General features: G+C 42.6%; 20 protein-coding genes and 1 tRNA gene. 8 read left to right on the top strand and 13 right to left on the bottom strand.

What is annotated here, in order from left to right; all coding sequences use genetic code 11:
- Positions 1-98 precede the first annotated feature (98 nt).
- Positions 99-1,457: a magnesium transporter gene (gene mgtE, locus ABMY35_RS01710; RefSeq protein WP_349284760.1), complete on the top strand. Its 1,359-nt coding sequence runs from the start codon at positions 99-101 to the stop codon at positions 1,455-1,457.
- 58 nt (positions 1,458-1,515) lie between these two features.
- Here the strand turns inward: mgtE and pmbA are convergent, their stop codons facing one another.
- Positions 1,516-2,865: a metalloprotease PmbA gene (pmbA, locus tag ABMY35_RS01715; protein ID WP_349284761.1), complete on the bottom strand. Its 1,350-nt coding sequence runs from the start codon at positions 2,863-2,865 to the stop codon at positions 1,516-1,518.
- 130 nt (positions 2,866-2,995) lie between these two features.
- On the opposite strand from pmbA, the gene yjgA reads away from it, so the two are divergent.
- The 7 genes from yjgA (at position 2,996) to ABMY35_RS01750 (ending at position 6,847) form a co-directional block, all read left to right on the top strand.
- Complete coding sequence (gene yjgA, locus ABMY35_RS01720) at positions 2,996-3,517, top strand: ribosome biogenesis factor YjgA (RefSeq protein WP_349284762.1); 522 nt, start codon at positions 2,996-2,998, stop codon at positions 3,515-3,517.
- A gap of 330 nt (positions 3,518-3,847) precedes the next feature.
- A tRNA-Ile gene (locus ABMY35_RS01725) sits at positions 3,848-3,924 on the top strand.
- A 178-nt stretch (positions 3,925-4,102) separates the two neighbouring features.
- Positions 4,103-4,774 (top strand): OmpA family protein, encoded by a 672-nt coding sequence (locus tag ABMY35_RS01730; RefSeq protein ID WP_349284763.1) that lies wholly within the window; start codon positions 4,103-4,105, stop codon positions 4,772-4,774.
- Positions 4,775-4,938: 164 nt separating this feature from the next.
- The gene (locus ABMY35_RS01735) at positions 4,939-5,310 is read left to right on the top strand and encodes a rhodanese-like domain-containing protein (protein WP_349284764.1); all 372 of its coding nucleotides are present in this window, start codon (positions 4,939-4,941) and stop codon (positions 5,308-5,310) included.
- A 140-nt stretch (positions 5,311-5,450) separates the two neighbouring features.
- Positions 5,451-5,885 carry a transcriptional repressor gene (locus ABMY35_RS01740; RefSeq protein WP_058028574.1) on the top strand — a complete coding sequence of 145 codons (435 nt, stop codon included), beginning with the start codon at positions 5,451-5,453 and terminating at the stop codon, positions 5,883-5,885.
- 69 nt (positions 5,886-5,954) lie between these two features.
- Positions 5,955-6,422, top strand: coding sequence for a chemotaxis protein CheX (locus ABMY35_RS01745; RefSeq protein WP_138481578.1), 468 nt, complete (start codon positions 5,955-5,957; stop codon positions 6,420-6,422).
- Positions 6,419-6,847, top strand: coding sequence for a secondary thiamine-phosphate synthase enzyme YjbQ (locus ABMY35_RS01750; protein WP_349284765.1), 429 nt, complete (start codon positions 6,419-6,421; stop codon positions 6,845-6,847). Before ABMY35_RS01745 ends, ABMY35_RS01750 begins: the two co-directional genes overlap by 4 nt.
- A 34-nt stretch (positions 6,848-6,881) precedes the next feature.
- Here ABMY35_RS01750 and alr read toward each other — a convergent pair whose 3' ends face one another.
- The 12 genes from alr to rpsR form a co-directional block, all read right to left on the bottom strand.
- Positions 6,882-7,970 (bottom strand): alanine racemase, encoded by a 1,089-nt coding sequence (gene alr, locus ABMY35_RS01755; protein ID WP_349284766.1) that lies wholly within the window; start codon positions 7,968-7,970, stop codon positions 6,882-6,884.
- A 45-nt stretch (positions 7,971-8,015) separates the two neighbouring features.
- Positions 8,016-9,395 carry a replicative DNA helicase gene (gene dnaB / locus ABMY35_RS01760; RefSeq protein ID WP_058028570.1) on the bottom strand — a complete coding sequence of 460 codons (1,380 nt, stop codon included), beginning with the start codon at positions 9,393-9,395 and terminating at the stop codon, positions 8,016-8,018.
- A 145-nt stretch (positions 9,396-9,540) separates the two neighbouring features.
- Positions 9,541-10,479, bottom strand: coding sequence for a DUF4097 family beta strand repeat-containing protein (locus tag ABMY35_RS01765; RefSeq protein WP_349284767.1), 939 nt, complete (start codon positions 10,477-10,479; stop codon positions 9,541-9,543).
- A 10-nt stretch (positions 10,480-10,489) separates the two neighbouring features.
- The gene (locus ABMY35_RS01770) at positions 10,490-10,966 is read right to left on the bottom strand and encodes a hypothetical protein (RefSeq protein WP_349284768.1); all 477 of its coding nucleotides are present in this window, start codon (positions 10,964-10,966) and stop codon (positions 10,490-10,492) included.
- Entirely contained in the window at positions 10,959-11,522 is a 564-nt protein-coding gene (locus ABMY35_RS01775; protein WP_349284769.1) for a sigma-70 family RNA polymerase sigma factor, read from the bottom strand. The genes ABMY35_RS01770 and ABMY35_RS01775 overlap by 8 nt, the downstream gene beginning before the upstream one ends.
- A gap of 155 nt (positions 11,523-11,677) precedes the next feature.
- Positions 11,678-13,501, bottom strand: a complete 1,824-nt coding sequence (locus ABMY35_RS01780) for a polymer-forming cytoskeletal protein (RefSeq protein WP_349284770.1) — start codon at positions 13,499-13,501, stop codon at positions 11,678-11,680.
- Positions 13,498-14,034: a prepilin-type N-terminal cleavage/methylation domain-containing protein gene (locus ABMY35_RS01785; RefSeq protein ID WP_349284771.1), complete on the bottom strand. Its 537-nt coding sequence runs from the start codon at positions 14,032-14,034 to the stop codon at positions 13,498-13,500. The genes ABMY35_RS01780 and ABMY35_RS01785 overlap by 4 nt, the downstream gene beginning before the upstream one ends.
- Positions 14,018-14,443, bottom strand: coding sequence for a prepilin-type N-terminal cleavage/methylation domain-containing protein (locus ABMY35_RS01790; RefSeq protein ID WP_349284772.1), 426 nt, complete (start codon positions 14,441-14,443; stop codon positions 14,018-14,020). The genes ABMY35_RS01785 and ABMY35_RS01790 overlap by 17 nt, the downstream gene beginning before the upstream one ends.
- Positions 14,434-14,898, bottom strand: coding sequence for a GspH/FimT family pseudopilin (locus ABMY35_RS01795; RefSeq protein WP_349284773.1), 465 nt, complete (start codon positions 14,896-14,898; stop codon positions 14,434-14,436). Before ABMY35_RS01795 ends, ABMY35_RS01790 begins: the two co-directional genes overlap by 10 nt.
- Positions 14,882-15,310, bottom strand: coding sequence for a type IV pilin protein (locus ABMY35_RS01800; RefSeq protein WP_349284774.1), 429 nt, complete (start codon positions 15,308-15,310; stop codon positions 14,882-14,884). Before ABMY35_RS01800 ends, ABMY35_RS01795 begins: the two co-directional genes overlap by 17 nt.
- Positions 15,311-15,576: 266 nt before the next feature.
- On the bottom strand, positions 15,577-16,029 hold the full coding sequence (gene rplI, locus ABMY35_RS01805) for a 50S ribosomal protein L9 (protein WP_138481601.1): 453 nt from the start codon (positions 16,027-16,029) through the stop codon (positions 15,577-15,579).
- 36 nt (positions 16,030-16,065) lie between these two features.
- Positions 16,066-16,293 carry a 30S ribosomal protein S18 gene (rpsR, locus tag ABMY35_RS01810; RefSeq protein WP_010386263.1) on the bottom strand — a complete coding sequence of 76 codons (228 nt, stop codon included), beginning with the start codon at positions 16,291-16,293 and terminating at the stop codon, positions 16,066-16,068.
- Positions 16,294-16,303: the final 10 nt, after the last annotated feature.

A 16,303-nucleotide genomic window follows, 5' to 3' on the forward strand; every position in this document is an offset into this window, starting at 1 on the left:
CAAAAATTACGTTAAACTTAAGGCACTCTTTTTAGGCGCCCACAGTAACTGCCTAAACCTTTATTCTCGGTGCACACCACCTAATAAATGGATTGCCTATGCCAGAAGCCTTAGAACAAGACTATACGTTGCAACAATTACAACAAGTAACGCACGCAATAAACAATGGTCAGTTTGTTCAGGTTAGGCGTATTCTGGCTGAAACTCCCCCCTGCGACACCGCATTACTACTTGAATCTTCCCCGCACAAAGTGCGTACACAGCTATGGCAATTAGTTGACCCTGATATTCAAGGTGATGTACTCGAAGAGCTATCTGAAGACGTTCGTATTGGTATTATCAACCAAATGGATCCAGAGCTCATTGCAGCCGCAACTGAGGATATGGATGACGATGACTTAGGTGAAGTACTAAGAAGCTTACCTGATGACGTCTATCAAGACGTTGTCGGCGCAATGGACGCCCAAGATAGGGCAAGGGCAACCCAAGCGCTTTCTTATCAAGAGCGCTCTGCGGGTGCATTAATGAGCACAGATACGGTCACCATTAGGCCTGATGTGACGCTCGACGTGGTACTGCGTTATTTACGCCTACGAGGCGAGTTACCCGATGGCACCGACGATTTATATGTCGTCGATAAAGAAAACCAGTTTATCGGGGCGCTGCCTGTCGCAACCCTTTTAACGAACTCCCCCGATAAAGTGGTTGCAGAACTCATGGATGATGAGAAAGAAACTATTCCCGTTTCAATGGATGAAAGTGACGTGGCGCAACTCTTCGAACGTCATAACTGGATTTCAGCAGCGGTTGTTGATGATAACTTACAACTGCTTGGTCGAATCACCATTGATGACATCGTAGACGTTATTCGTGAAGACGCTGAACACAGCTTGTTAAGCATGGCGGGTCTAGATGATGAAGAAGATACCTTCGCACCGGTTTTGAAAAGTAGCCAGCGCCGCTCTATCTGGCTTGGCATTAACCTTTTAACGGCTTTGCTTGCCGCCTTTGTCGCCAGCTTTTTCGAAAGTACACTAGATATACTCCCTATTTTAGCGGTGCTTAATGGCATTGTACCTAGTATGGGTGGGGTGGCAGGTAGCCAAACCCTAACTTTAGTTATTCGTGGTATTGCCCTTGGCCATATCAACAACACCAACCAGAAGTTCTTGCTCGGTAAAGAGCTCGCCATCGGGGCACTAAATGGTGTGCTTTGGTCTCTGTTAATCGCAGGTGTTGTCGCCATATGGCAGTGGGATTTCGTACTTGGTGGCGTGATCGCCTTTGCTATGTTCATGAACTTACTTGCAGCCGGTATAGCCGGTGCCAGTATCCCCATCATCTTAAAGCGTATGAACATAGATCCAGCCCTTGCGGGCAGTGTGGTACTTACCACAGTCACAGATATTGTGGGTATCTTTGCCTTCTTAGGCACAGCGACCTGGTTCTTAGTTTAGACCCCTCCAAACACAAAAAAGCCCGCTCAATATCGCGGGCTTTTACTTTAATTAAGGCCTATTCCCCTGCGACCTGCATTGACTCAATTAATATCGACCCTGTTTGTACACTACCACGCGCTTCAATATCTCCACCAATGGCCTGCACATTCATGAACATGTCTTTTAGATTGCCAGCAATTGTGATTTCGCTCACCGGATATTGGAGCTCGCCCTGCTCAACCCAAAAACCTGCTGCGCCTCGAGAGTAGTCTCCTGTCACTGAATTCACACCTTGGCCCATTAATTCTGTCACTAACAACCCTGTGCCCATTTCCTTAAGAACAGCCTTTAGGTCATCGTGCGTCTGCTGCACTAACCAATTATGAATACCGCCAGCATGGCCTGTGGCTGTCATACCCATTTTTCTTGCCGCATAACTTGCAAGTAAATAGGTTTGCAATTCACCACCGTGAATGATTTCACGATCCAGCGTTTTTACCCCTTCACTATCAAATGGGCTAGACGCTAATCCTTGCAATAAATGTGGGCGCTCTGACACATTTACTTTGTCACTAAAAATTTGCTTACCCAAAGAGTCTAACAAGAAGCTCGACTTACGATATAACGCACCACCACCGATTGCTGAAACCAAATGCCCAAACAAACTATTCGCAATATCCGCTCGAAACACCACAGGCGTCTTCATGGTGGCAATTTTTCTACTGTTCAAACGAGCAATGGTTGACTCAGCGGCTTCAAGGCCGACCGATTGTGCCGATTTTAAACCAGATTGCTCACGACTGAGAGTATAAGCATGATCGCGCTGCATTTGCTCGCCATCTTGACCAATCACCATAGTGCTTAAGCTATGACGTGTTCTCGGGAAGCCCGCCAAAAAACCGTGGGTATTACCATAAACTCGTAAGCCTTCATGACTAGAGAAACTCGCACCATCTGAGTTAACAATACGCTCATCAAACTCTAATGCCGCTTTTTCAGCTTCAATACACAGCTCAACACCCTGCTCTGGTGTTACTTCCCAAGGGTGATATAAGTCTAAATCTGGCGGAGACATCTCAAGCAGCGCTTTATCAGCTACGCCATTACAAGGGTCATCCGAAGTAAACTTCGCAATATCAATGGCTTTTTCAACCACAGAGCGAAGCGCTTTAGGGCTCAAATCAGCGGTAGATGCAGAGCCTTTATGATTTCCCACATAAACACTGATCCCCAAGCCGCCATCTTGGTTAAACTCAATGGTCTCAACCTCACCCATACGCGTACTCACAGACAAGCCTGAAGTGCTCGACATTGCTGCTTCTGCTGCTGTTGCACCAAGTTTTATTGCGTGGGACAACGCCTCTGATACGGCCTGTTTGACTTCATCTATTTGAGTAAAAATCGCACTTTGCTGCTCAGATTTCATATTTATGCTCTCTAAAAACACCTTTAATATCTAAATGCTAACACACATATTCGACTTCGCCTTATCAAGGCACAGCATTTATGGCGTATAATTGTTATAATCTGCAAAATTTTTATAGAAACTCCGCACCATGGCTAAGAAAAAGAAACCCGTTATTGAAGAAGAAATTATTTACGTTTCAAAAAGCGAGCTAAAACGTGACGCACAGCAGTACCAACAACTAGCTATCGATTTAGCAGCTATGAGTAAAAAGCAGCGTGATAAGTTACCGCTAAGCGATGACCTTATAGAAGCCATGGTTGTTGCTGACAAGATCAGAGCTAAGTCTGAAGCGTATCGCCGTCATATTAACTACATCAGTAAAACACTCCGCCTTACAGACAATGTCGCTGACATTGAAGCTGCTATTGAGTTAATGCTGAACAAAAACAATCAAGCCGATGTTTTACTTAACAAGATTGAATCAACCAGAACTGAGTTAATCAATAATGGTGACAGCTTAATTAACGAGCTTTTAGAACAGTACCCGTCGCTGGAAAGACAAAAACTTCGCCAATTAGTTCGCCAAGCAGCGAAAGAAGCCAAAGCCGAAAAGCCAGCAAAAGGCCACAAAGATCTATTTCAGTATCTTAAAGAAGTCATGATGCCTTAATCTCTGAGTGTGCTTGCTGCGGTTAAACAGTTAGCCGCAGTTTCGCCCCTCTTTAAAAAATGATTCTTTATTAAGCAATTGAACAAGATAAGTAGATTTTTTCGACTTTAAGTGGTGACAAGCCTTATAAAAATTTTTATACTGCCTGCGCTTTTTACGATTCCATTCGGTTTCAAGCACTTTTAAATGGCCCTATAGCTCAGATAGGTTTTCTTTTGAAAAAAGAAAACGTCGAGGAAGCGAAGGGATATTAGCGAAGCGACCCTAAGCGTTTATTCCGAGACCGGAAAACAGCTTCAGGACGAAGTACAAAAAGCAAAAACTTCAAATGGCCCTATAGCTCAGTTGGTTAGAGCACACGACTCATAATCGTTAGGTCCCTGGTTCGAGTCCAGGTGGGGCCACCATTTACTCCTATTTTCATACTTCATTCAAATCTATCTTTTTATAATCAAAGCTTTTTAAACTCATTACTCATATTACAATATACATGTTTTTAATGGCTTAAAGTCTAGCATCTAGGCACTAGCTCATTTCTAACTCTATGCGTTTATTTTAACCAGAACATCAAGTCGAGAACATTACGTGAAAAAATTAGCAGTAGCACTGAGTGCATTAATTTTAGTTTCAGGTTGTCAAATGTCGCAGCGTCAAAATGCGACTACGGGTGAGACCGAAACAAACTCAGCAACAAGAGGCGCCATTATTGGCGTAGTATCGGGTGCCATCGTAGGTCTAGCGACCGGTAAAGATGCTGATGATCGCAGAAAGCGTGCGCTAATTGGTGCAACTACCGGAGGTGCAATCGGTGCAGGTGTTGGCTATTACTTCGATAAGCAAGAAGCTGCACTTCGCGAAGAGTTAATGAACTCTGGCGTTCAAGTAAAAAGAGTGGGTGAAGATAAACTCGTATTAATTATGCAAAACGGTATCGGCTTTGATTCAGGTTCAGACAAGTTAAGTACTTCAATTTATCAGACACTAGGTGGTGTTGCGAAAGTACTTGTTGAGTATCCTGATACGCAGCTATTAATCGAAGGTCATACTGACAGCTCAGGTAGCGAGTCTTTAAATAAAACTCTCTCTGAAAAGCGTGCGAACTCAGTAAAAGCTTACTTACAAAGCCAGAAGGTTGCAGCAAATCGTTTATTCACCGAAGGTCTAGGTGAGTCTCTTCCTATTTGCGATAACAGCACCAAAGCTGGCCGCACTTGTAACAGACGTGTTGAAATCAGCATCTTCCCTGCGAAGAAGTAATTTCATTTCATACTTTAGCCCAGCTCATACATAAGAACTGGGCTTTCTAATTTCCAGTGTATTTCCCTTTACTGAGCCTATTTTGATAGATTTTCTCCTTGAACTTCTAAACCTTTTCTTCATTTTATATGTATGATTACTCAATATATGAATAGGAGATAACTATGCGTTTTTTTCTACTACTTTCAATACTGTTATGTAGTTTCGTTGCTTTAGGTAAAACTGAGCAAATATCCCAACAGGCACTACTAATTAATCAAATGTCCGCAACACCACATCAAATTATCGATGTCAGAAGCCCTGAAGAATTTGCAGCGGGACATGTAAAAGGGGCTATTAACATTCCTTTTAATAAGATCGAACAGCACCAAGATTTACTCAATTCACTAAAACAAAAAACGCTTGTTGTATACTGTCGCTCAGGTCGTAGAGCGGGGATCTTTGAACGTGCGCTGTCTAAAGACGGATTTAACCTTTTACACTTAAGCGGTGATATGAATGCTTGGCAGGCTGAGAGTTTGCCCACTGTGAAATAACACTTTAAGTATTTTATTTGCTCTCTTGTCACCACTTCAAGATGATTAAACATGCTGAGATATCGGAATAAATCATCACGAAAACAAGACTATTTTAAAGAATGTGATAGTATTGTTTGGCAGTGTAAGGATTTTAAAGTATGAATGTTGAACAATTAGTCGATAAAGCAAAACAAGTCTGTGATAACCGTGGCGCACGTTTTACGGCGATCCGTGAAAAAGTCTTCCGTCTACTTGCTGCTAAGCAAGGTGGCGTGGGTGCCTATGATCTTTTAGAAGAATTAAAAGTCTCTGAGCCTGGTGCTAAGCCAGCAACGATTTATCGCGCTTTAGACTTTTTATCTGAGCTTGGTTTTATCCATAAAATTGAAAGCACCAATGCATTTATGCTGTGTCATCATTTCGACCATATTCATCCTGTACAGTTGTTGATCTGTGATGATTGTGGGCATGTTGACGAGCTTCATTCAAGTTTAATTTCGCATGAACTGAATAACTTAGCGTCAGAGCGAGGCTTTCAGGTAAGTAACCAAACAATAGAAGCACATGGCAAGTGTGAAAAGTGTAAAGACTAAGTGCAGTTATGCAATTAAACCACTACACTTAACCTAGAACTATATAATTAAGAATCAAGGGAACAGCACATGAAAGTAGAGTTCATAAACCCTTTTTTATCATCATTAATAAATGTCTTAGCAACCATGGCTCAAACTGAGCTGACACCTGGTAAACCAAAAATCAAAAAAGGTGAAGTTGCGCAAGGCGATGTATCGGGCTTGATCGGTATGGTAGGCCCACAGACTAAGGGTTCTTTTTCTATTACTTTTGATGAGCAACTAGCGCTAACAATCATGGAGCGCATGCTTGGCGAGCGCCCAGATGCAATAAATGAAGAAGTAACAGATATGGTGGGGGAAATCACCAATATGGTCACTGGCGGCGCAAAAAACTTACTCGGTGAAAAAGGCTATGACTTTGATATGGCAACCCCGATTGTAGTGTCGGGCCCAGGTCACACCATTACGCACAAATGTGAAGGCGCTAAAATTATTATGCCATTCACTTCGGCTGACGGTAATGCCAACATCGAGGTGAGCTTCGATAAGCTATGAGTTGGCAGCAAGCTAAATTCACCCTAGCCGCGAAGTCTCGCGGCTTTCACCTAATTACCGATGACATTCTCAAGCAACTTCCCGAGATCCATAACTATCAAGTTGGCCTTTTGCATTTATTCTTGCAGCATACGTCGGCCAGTTTAACAATCAATGAAAATGCCGATCCGACCGTGCGTATGGATATGGAAAGCCACTTTAATAATTTTGTGCCTGAACGTCAGCCCTACTATAAGCATGACTATGAAGGTGAAGACGATATGCCTGCTCACATCAAATCAAGCACGCTTGGCTGCCAGATCACCATTCCAATTAGTCATGGGCGACTCATTTTGGGGACGTGGCAAGGTGTGTATTTAGGTGAGCATAGAGACTGCGCCGGCGGCAGAAGTATTATTGCCACCTTGTCTGGCGAACTTTATTGATTTCACATCAAAAAATAAGCGGCACATTGGCCGCTTATTTTTTATCTTTTATGTATTGGTAACTCACTCTCGGCGTGACATTACACAGCAGTTCATAAGGAATAGTACCAGCACACTGTGCCACTTCTTCTACTGATAAATTTTCACCCCACATTTCAACTTCGTCACCGACCTGAACTAAGTCATTCTCAGCGCCAATGTCTACCGTAATCATATCCATCGACACACTGCCGACAATACCATATCGTTTGCCATTGATCACAACCGGTGTGCCTTCTTGAGCGTGACGCGGATAACCATCACCATAGCCCATTGCAACTACAGCAAGTTGTGTAGCTGTTTGACTCTGCCAACGACCACCATAGCCTACTCGCTCTCCCGCAGGAATAGCACGCTTTGCTATCACGCGTGTTTTTAAAGACATCACCGCTGATAAACCATGCTCTGAGCCGACTGAGTCAAGCATAGGTGAAACGCCATATAGCATAAGTCCGGGTCTTATCCAGTCGCCATGGCTATCTGGCCAAGCAATTATGCCCGCAGAATTGGCCAAACAAGTTTGTTCGACTTTATCACCGACTAATTTGGAAAAATGTTGGATCTGAGAAAGCGTTTTTTCGTTATTAGTATCGTCAGCACAGGGGAAGTGCGTCATTAAACGCACATTACGCTTAGCATTTTTAGTGGCTTTAAGGCGAGCATAAAACTGCTCTAGTTGTTCAGGCTCAACCCCTAAACGATGCATACCGGTATCTATTTTAAGCCAAGTAGCAATCGGTGCATCTAAATTGGCCTGCTCTAGTGCACTTAATTGATGCTCGTCATGAATGATGGTTTCGAAGTTATTCGCCAGTAAAATAGGTAAGTCACTCGCTTCAAAGAAACCTTCTAATAAGACGATAGGTTTGGTCAGGCCACCTGCTCGAAGAGCCAAAGCTTCATCGATTCTGGCCACAGCAAATGCATCTGCCCCCTGCAAATGCTGTGCAATCGTCACCAATCCATGCCCATATGCATTGGCTTTTAATACTGCCATCACTTTGCTGTTTGGGGCAATTTTTTTGATACGCGCGAGGTTTTGTTCCAGCGCGGTTAAGTTAATTTCTGCGGTTGCTAATCTCATACTGCCTCTCGTGTGCGACCTGCAAAAGTATTAAGCTGCTAGTGCTTAATACTCATCATCAAATGCAGGGCCTGCGTAATTGTCAAAACGAGAGAATTGCCCCTGGAAGGTTAACCTAACCTTACCAATTGGACCATTACGCTGTTTACCTATGATTATTTCTGCCACGCCTTTATCTGGGCTGTCTTCGTTATACACTTCATCACGATAGATGAACATGATTAAGTCGGCATCCTGCTCGATTGAACCCGATTCACGTAAGTCGGAGTTTACCGGTCGTTTATCAGCACGTTGCTCTAGGGTACGGTTAAGCTGAGACAGCGCGATAACCGGGCATTGTAACTCTTTTGCTAGTGCTTTTAATGAACGAGAGATTTCGGCAATCTCAAGGGTACGATTATCTGATAAGCTTGGTACACGCATTAACTGCAAATAGTCGACCATGATCATGCTGATACCGCCATGGTCACGAGCAATACGGCGTGCACGAGAACGTACATCGGTTGGTGTTAAGCCTGATGCATCATCAATGTACATCTTGCCTTTTTCCATCAATAGACCCATGGTTGACGATAAACGCGCCCAATCTTCATCATCTAACTGACCTGTACGTACCTTAGTCTGGTTAATTCGACCTAAAGAAGCCAGCATCCTCATCATGATCTGTTCTGAGGGCATTTCTAATGAGTAAATCAGTACAGGCTTGTCTTGGGTCATCGCCGCATGCTCAGCCAAGTTCATCGCAAAGGTGGTTTTACCCATTGAAGGACGTGCCGCTACGATGATTAAATCTGACGGCTGTAAACCTGCTGTCATTTGGTCTAAGTCGTTATAGCCAGAACTTACCCCTGTTACACCGTCCTGCGGTGACTGATAAAGCTCTTCAATCTTATCGACTGTTTTTTCTAAGATTGAGTGAATACTTTGTGGGCCTTCAGTGCTTTTTGAGCGCTGCTCTGCAATTTTAAATACTTTACTTTCAGCTAAATCGAGTAGCTCATGGCTATCACGCCCTTCAGGATTAAAGCCCGCTTCAGCAATTTCATTGGCAACCGTGATCATCTCACGAACAACCGCACGCTCACGTACAATCGCAGCATAAGCATCGATGTTAGCAGCACTTGGTGTGTTTTTAGCAATTTCAGCTAAATAGGCAAAACCACCCACAGCACTCAGTTGGTTATTCTTTTCTAGGCTTTCAGAGATAGTGATTAAGTCGATAGGTTGACTTTGCTCAACCAGCTTTTCCATCGCTTCAAAAATTAATTTATGCGTGCGAGTGTAAAAGTCTTGCGATACAACCAACTCAGCAACACGGTCAAACGCCTGATTATCAAGCATTAAACCACCAAGCACTGACTGCTCGGCTTCGATTGAATGAGGAGGAACTTTGAGGGTATCGACTTGATGATCTGGTTTAGCCATAGCACTACACAATCTGAAAGAATTAAGAGAAGTATTTTAGCTCCTAGCGAAGCAACTTAAAAGCGTAAAGCGACTTTCTAATTATTAGAATAGCTTAAATAAAAGAGGCCTCACATAGAGACCTCTTATCAACTTTACGATGTGCCTAGTTTTTCTTTAATTCAATACGACCACTGACGGTATCAATTTCAACATCGGCATCACCGCCATTGAGCATAAATTCTAATTCACGAGACGGGCCATACTTGGCTTTCTTTACTTTATCACTGCTTAACTCATTGATTATGCGACCGCCTGAGTGTGCATCAATATCAAAGCGAGCTGACACGTCGCTCGGGAAATACAAGCGAACATCACCACTTACAGTATCCATATTAATGCGAGCATTAGACTGTAGCACTTTAACTTGTACTTTAATCTCGCCGTTTACTGTATTTAGACGCAAGTCCCTTAAAGAGGCAACTTTGAAGTCTACTTCGCCATTAACGTTTTCAAGACGAATATCTGTCGCTTCAGTGTCACTTTCAATATCACCATTCACGGCATTGAATCGCAATTCACCTTTAGAGTTAGTATCATTGATGTCACCATTAACCGTTTCAAAGCGTAAATCACCCGATAGATTGTTTGCATCAACATCGCCATTAACCGTTTCAAGGCTTACTTTACCTTTAAGCTGCGTCGCTTTGATGTCACCGTTAACCGTTTTAATACGGGCACCCGCTAATAATTCAGTCGCAGAGATATTCACATTTATGCCTTCAAAGCTCAACTCACTGTTTTTTGGCATATAAATAGTCAGTTTAGAACCATCGCCTTTATTCCAGCCTTTATAACGCTTAGGCATTTCAACAATAAACTCGGTGACAGAGCCGTTGTTCTCAAGTTTATAACCTTTAGCAATATCATCGAGTGAGCCCGTAACCTTAAATTCTGACTTGTCCCAAGATTTAATGTCTACTTCACCGCGTTGGTTTTCAATTACAATCTTACCATTGGCTGGTACTGAAATTTGCTTATCGATGGCTTCACCGGCAATACAAGCAATGGGGAAAAATAGCAGTCCTGTTAGTAATTTTTTCATCTTTCTTCTCCTAAATTTGTTGCCAACTTGGTGCATGTACACGGTTGATTAAATCTAATTGCTGCTGATAAACCTGCGCGAGCATCTTAAGCAACGCGGCATTTTCAGGGTCATTTTGTAAGGCAAGCTTCACAGCTTGTTCGGCCTGCTCTAGTTCATCAAGTTGTTGTTGCCAGTCATTTGTTAAAGCTGGCTGTGCTTCATACTGTACGAGTAATGCTTGTTTTTGCTGTTCAAACAATGCACTTAAATCTCTCATCGTGTTTTGCTCAGGGCCCATTATACTGACATTCCATGCTAATAAACCCGCGATAAAACACGCTGCAATACCTGTCACCTTAGGCCAATACTGCTTATCATTGACACTGCTCTTAGCTGGCTCTGCAATTGCTCGCTCAATACCAGGCCATAAGTCGCGACTAGGCGCTACTTCACTTGGTTTTGCTAGCTCTTCTTTTAAGAAGTCGTCAAAGTTGACTTTACTCATGCTCGTACCACTCCTGTAATAATTGTCTTGCGCGATGATATTGCGACTTACTTGAGCCTACAGCCATGCCTAACATATTGCCGATTTCTTCATGGCGATAGCCTTCAACTGCATGAAGTACAAATACCAAACGAGCACGCTCAGGCAAACGCAAAATTAGCTTATCTAGTCCGTTTAACCCATTACACATGGCTAGGCTTTGTTCATCCATGCCGCTTTGTTCAAAGCTCACAACTTTTTGCAGCCAGTTTTTATGTTTGCGTAAATAACTAATGGCAATATTGCTCGTTACACTATGCAACCAAGTTGAAAACTTTGACTGACCCTGAAACTGTGAGATTTTATGCCACAACTGTACAAATACTTCTTGTGAGACATCTTCTGCATGCTGTTGATCTGCAAGCAGCCTCAAACATAAAGCAAATACAGGTTTTTCATGCTGACGGTAAAGCTGGGCAAACGCAGCTTGATCACCTTGTTGTACTCTATGTATAAGGTCATCTGTTTGCTCGTCTTTATTCGTATTCGAAAATGCCTGTTTGGCATCGATTAACATGACGTTATTCCTTTATCGGGTTTCTACCCAGTTTGGCGTTTTGCTTCATTATTATTATCTAAGACGCCACCTTGGCTTAAAAAGGTTTAAAAGAAATTAAAAAAAATTGAGGGGACAGCATTACAAAGCAAAACTGGTTTTGCAATGAAATGCTGTTAGTTATCAGTGTTAGAGGTCTCTCCTTCGTCTTCTTCTAGATCAGGCAAAGGTTTGGCCGGTTCAAAGAACCAACCTTTGAAAATAAGCTGAGGTTTCTCATTGCTACCGCCGCCTGAGCCAAAGTTCACATCTTTCAGAGCCGAATCAAAATGCACACCACTACCACCAGAAGAGTCAATAATTGAGCCACGAACGGTGCCATAGAGTTGTCCACTTCCTGAGAGTTTTACTTGTGTTAAGGGCGCATAAATTGTCGCATACATATCTGATGCCCCTTTTACCTGAAAACCATCTTTGCCAGAATATGAAGAAAAGAAATTCAAACTGGGGATACCACTTACCGTCAGCCCCTCTTTTTCTGTGATCACTTGACCGCTTGCACCTAAGATCACTTTACCGGTAGTAAATACAGTTAAACTACTGCCAGATTCAATGGTTAACTTGGCATTACCACTTAGCAAAAAATCACCATCGACTAAAAAGATGACATCGCCCCCTGTGATAGTCATTTTCCCATCACTGTATAACTTAAAGTTTTTCATACCAAACACGCGCTCTTCATTCGTCCCTGTAATGCCATGTCGTTGACTTAAGTTATCAAACAAATAGATCTCTGCTTTTTCGGAATCTAACGCAACAGCCTTTTTGATGCCAACTTGAGATGTCATCAAGCGGCCTATGTCAGGAGTAAACTTATAAAACTGAGTCGCACCAACAGCGAAATCTTGACTTCTATTCGAATTTTGAGCCATCACGTCAGGCATATTCAGAGGTAATTCAAAGGGGTCACACTCTTTATTTGGCTTCGCAGGGTCATAATCTGGAGAGCTTGGTTCATACACTTTAACAGGCTCTATTTCTGGCATTTTTCTGAAGTAAGCATCAGAATAAGGTACATTTTGTCTTGTCGAGCCATCTTCTAACTGAACTACATCTTGCGAATGATAGCTCGCAGGAAAACTACCGCTTCCACCATACATAATGTCGTAAGGATCATTGTTTGCATTAATGATCTTACTGCCCCATTTCATCTCAACATTGCCTATAGCTCTGACATAACCCTTTACTTCACCACCGCGATGAGTAAAAAAGCCCCCAGAGTAAACATTACCTTCAACACGATAACCCGTGCCGCCGCCACCACTGATCTCAACGCCGGTATTAGAGTGTACATCTCCGATAATGGGTGAAGAGCCTTTAAGATATATCACTCCCGATGCTTTCACATCGCCTTTAATCGGCGAATTTCCAGTAATGGTGACACTCGAGTCACCAATCACAGTATTTACATGACCAGAAGAATCGCGGTTAGTTTCAGAGTATGGGCCTTTACTAGAGTCATAACTATCAACGACACCACTGCCTGATAGATTAACGCCCTTACATCCAGTAACTGCATGTTGAAATGGGGAGTTGATATCCGCTGGCTTTAATTCAAAACGCGCAACAAGTTGTTGATTCGCATCACCATAATAGCGCTGACCTAGACTCGTAATTTCAAGTAACCCATCAGCATTTTTACTTAAGCGTGCTTTATAAGCCGTGTCATCGCCTATATCACCGTTTCCGGCGTGTAAACCATATTGGTTAACTAACTCATCAACGGTCAAGTTGGTGTTATTTGATACTGCTGTTTGCAAACTTTTAGCTGCCGTAAAAATACCTTTTTCAGCGAGTAAACGTGCATTCATATCTTTTTGAAAGTTACCCGTTAAACGCTCTTGGATCACTGTTTCTTTAAGTGCACCAAAAACCACGACACTGGCCATCGTGCTCATTAACATGACTTTGATTAAAGTGAATCCTGACTGCTGCTTCATACGCTTTCCTTAAATGCTTCGAGCAGAATTAATTGCGTGGTGGCAATATCTATTTGCAGCCCTACTCCAAAGTGACTTGGCATATTTATCGGTTTGACCGTCACGCTGACTAGATGATTATTATATGCAAAGTTAATGGCCTCTATGCCCTTGAGCAGTTGTAGCGCGCCGTTACCATCGCCAATGTCACAGGTTAGATAACCATTTTCAAGTGCATAAGTTTCAGTGTAATCCACAGCTGGGGTCGTGCCTTGGCAAGATAATACATTGGCAAGTTGCTGAAATTGAATCGTCAAAGGGGCTGCGCTAATAATAGGCTCACTGTTCGTTTGCTTAACACTACGCGTAAATACTTGGCTGGTATAACGGATCACCTCTTGCGCATCCGATAGCTCTTGGGTCATTCTTACTGTACTTTTTATCGCCGAATAAGACATGGCAACACCAGCAAGTAGAAACAAGCCGACCGCCATCGCCACCAACATCTCAAGTAATGTATATCCTGATTGTCTCGCTTTATGGGTTACACACATTCGGCACCTCGACGAAACTTGCATTCAATGTGACCTGATTAAGCAGTTGCTTTTGAGCCTCCTCTGGCACACGTAAATCTTGCCATGCCACAGTGATGGGCATCTCACCACTATAAGCCGCAGGTAATGTTAAAGCGTACCTAAAAGATAAGCTATCAGGTGGCTGTAACGACTCTCTAAATGATTGCTCTGTAAACTTTGATGGCGCGTTATGCTGTATTTCACAAAGCTCCGGCCACATGCGTTCGATCGCATTCTGCGCCTGCACAAGAGAGACGGTATAATCAAAGCTATTATTAGCGAACTGCAGTGACTTCAGCTGTGTTACACCCAAACCAATCAGCGCTATGCTCGCAATAAACATAGACACCAATACTTCTAGCAATGAAAAACCAGCATTTACGCGCAATTTTCTTCTGCCTTACCTAACCAGCTTTGCCCACTTCGCAAAATACATAAACGATAATCGTCGGTATTAGTATCGTTGTCAGAGATTAAGATATTGCTTTGTAAATTTAATTCACCCGTTGAACGTATCATACGATCAACCAGCTCTGCACTGACTGTTGGGTAATTAGAGTCGAACTGTCGTAACGTCTCCCTGCCACCTGCGACTTCAATTTCTACTAACCAAGAAGTGTCTTGTTTAGTAAGAATAACTGTTTGAGCTCGCTTTACCGCTTCACTTCTGGCGTAACGATACACAGCGTTTAATTGGTTGGCTGTTTTAGTCAGGCGTTCTTGTTTTATAAACTGAGCAAATGATGGAGCGGCTAGCATGGCTAAAATACTTACTAAACCAAGCGTGATTAATAACTCAATCATAGTAAAGCCGCGTGACTTTTGCTTATTTCCAGCAGTCATTGCCATTCCCACTTGCTGTTGTTTTACCAGTTTGGTCGATCTCTAAAACGGCACACCTGTCAGAAGACTGGACACTACCGGCTTTTGGCTTTGCTTTTAAGGTGAACTTTAAACTTCTAAAGTCAGGTGACCCTGCCGGTAAATCTGGGTCATGTTTATACTCGAACGTATAAACTGCTGATTTAGGTAAATCCGTAAAGCTATTACTATCTGGATAACCACCGTTTCTTGAGTAAATTCGCTCTAAAATTGCCGCAGTTTGCAACATACCTTGTTGTGCATCTGAACGATGCCCATCTTGGATATACTTTTGATAAGATGGATACGCCAGTGTCGTTGTAATCGCAACAATTGCAACCACAATTAACAGCTCAATTAGCGTAAAACCTTTTGTAATTACTCTAGAATTCATACTCTACCCAAAAAAACAGCGCTGTCATTTTTAACACAAACCTAACAAGGAACAAAAGCTTAACTTGTTATTAGGTATGACAAAACCCGCAGTTAAAATACCACATAATATATGTTTATGAAAAAGGAACGGATTACATGTAATTACACAATGTACCGTTTGCTCAGATCCGTGAGATGTTTAAACGAAGAGGGAGTTTGATAGTTTTTATTTTTTATATAAAAACCGCGTGCATAACACGCGGCTTTTCAATACTTAATCAGAGATTAAGCTTCAGCAATAACGATTACTTTGATAGTAGCAGTTACGTCTGAGTGTACAGAGATTGCAACGTCAAATTCGCCAGTCTCACGGATAGTACCTAGAGGTAGACGAACTTCTGATTTAGCAACTTCAACACCAACAGCTGAGATAGCGTCAGCGATGTCACGTGTACCGATAGAACCGAATAGCTTACCTTCGTCACCAGCTTTAGATACTAGAGTAACTTCAGCTAATGCTTCTAGCTTCTCAGCGCGTGCTTGAGCAGCTGTTAGTTCTTCAGCAATCTTCGCTTCTAATTCAGCGCGACGAGCTTCGAAAGTTTCGATGTTAGCTTTAGTCGCTGGAACTGCTTTACCTTTAGGGAATAAGAAGTTACGAGCGAAGCCAGATTTAACTGCAACTTGGTCACCTAAGTTACCAAGGTTTGCGATCTTGTCTAGTAGAATAACTTGCATGTTTCTACACCTTTTAAAAACGAGTTAATCCGCTGCTTACTTATGTAAGTCAGTGTATGGAAGAAGGGCTAAGTAGCGAGCACGCTTGATAGCAGTTGCTAGCTGGCGCTGGTATTTAGCGCTAGTACCTGTGATACGGCTAGGTACGATTTTGCCACTTTCAGTTACATAGTTTTTAAGAGTAGCTAGATCTTTGTAATCGATTTGTTGTACGCCTTCCGCTTTGAAACGGCAGAACTTACGACGTCTGAAATAACGTGCCATGAGTAATTTC

The organism is Pseudoalteromonas sp. BZB3 (assembly GCF_040104455.1).
GTDB lineage: Bacteria > Pseudomonadota > Gammaproteobacteria > Enterobacterales > Alteromonadaceae > Pseudoalteromonas.

Bases quoted from the DNA above. Each gene is read 5' to 3' on its own strand.
- mgtE (WP_349284760.1), top strand. From the start codon at position 99: ATGCCAGAAGCCTTAGAACAAGACTATACGTTGCAACAATTACAACAA.
- pmbA (WP_349284761.1), bottom strand. From the start codon at position 2,865: ATGAAATCTGAGCAGCAAAGTGCGATTTTTACTCAAATAGATGAAGTC.
- yjgA (WP_349284762.1), top strand. From the start codon at position 2,996: ATGGCTAAGAAAAAGAAACCCGTTATTGAAGAAGAAATTATTTACGTT.
- ABMY35_RS01735 (WP_349284764.1), top strand. From the start codon at position 4,939: ATGCGTTTTTTTCTACTACTTTCAATACTGTTATGTAGTTTCGTTGCT.
- ABMY35_RS01740 (WP_058028574.1), top strand. From the start codon at position 5,451: ATGAATGTTGAACAATTAGTCGATAAAGCAAAACAAGTCTGTGATAAC.
- ABMY35_RS01745 (WP_138481578.1), top strand. From the start codon at position 5,955: ATGAAAGTAGAGTTCATAAACCCTTTTTTATCATCATTAATAAATGTC.
- ABMY35_RS01750 (WP_349284765.1), top strand. From the start codon at position 6,419: ATGAGTTGGCAGCAAGCTAAATTCACCCTAGCCGCGAAGTCTCGCGGC.
- alr (WP_349284766.1), bottom strand. From the start codon at position 7,970: ATGAGATTAGCAACCGCAGAAATTAACTTAACCGCGCTGGAACAAAAC.
- dnaB (WP_058028570.1), bottom strand. From the start codon at position 9,395: ATGGCTAAACCAGATCATCAAGTCGATACCCTCAAAGTTCCTCCTCAT.
- ABMY35_RS01765 (WP_349284767.1), bottom strand. From the start codon at position 10,479: ATGAAAAAATTACTAACAGGACTGCTATTTTTCCCCATTGCTTGTATT.
- ABMY35_RS01770 (WP_349284768.1), bottom strand. From the start codon at position 10,966: ATGAGTAAAGTCAACTTTGACGACTTCTTAAAAGAAGAGCTAGCAAAA.
- ABMY35_RS01775 (WP_349284769.1), bottom strand. From the start codon at position 11,522: ATGTTAATCGATGCCAAACAGGCATTTTCGAATACGAATAAAGACGAG.
- ABMY35_RS01780 (WP_349284770.1), bottom strand. From the start codon at position 13,501: ATGAAGCAGCAGTCAGGATTCACTTTAATCAAAGTCATGTTAATGAGC.
- ABMY35_RS01785 (WP_349284771.1), bottom strand. From the start codon at position 14,034: ATGTGTGTAACCCATAAAGCGAGACAATCAGGATATACATTACTTGAG.
- ABMY35_RS01795 (WP_349284773.1), bottom strand. From the start codon at position 14,898: ATGACTGCTGGAAATAAGCAAAAGTCACGCGGCTTTACTATGATTGAG.
- ABMY35_RS01800 (WP_349284774.1), bottom strand. From the start codon at position 15,310: ATGAATTCTAGAGTAATTACAAAAGGTTTTACGCTAATTGAGCTGTTA.
- rplI (WP_138481601.1), bottom strand. From the start codon at position 16,029: ATGCAAGTTATTCTACTAGACAAGATCGCAAACCTTGGTAACTTAGGT.
- rpsR (WP_010386263.1), bottom strand. From the start codon at position 16,293: ATGGCACGTTATTTCAGACGTCGTAAGTTCTGCCGTTTCAAAGCGGAA.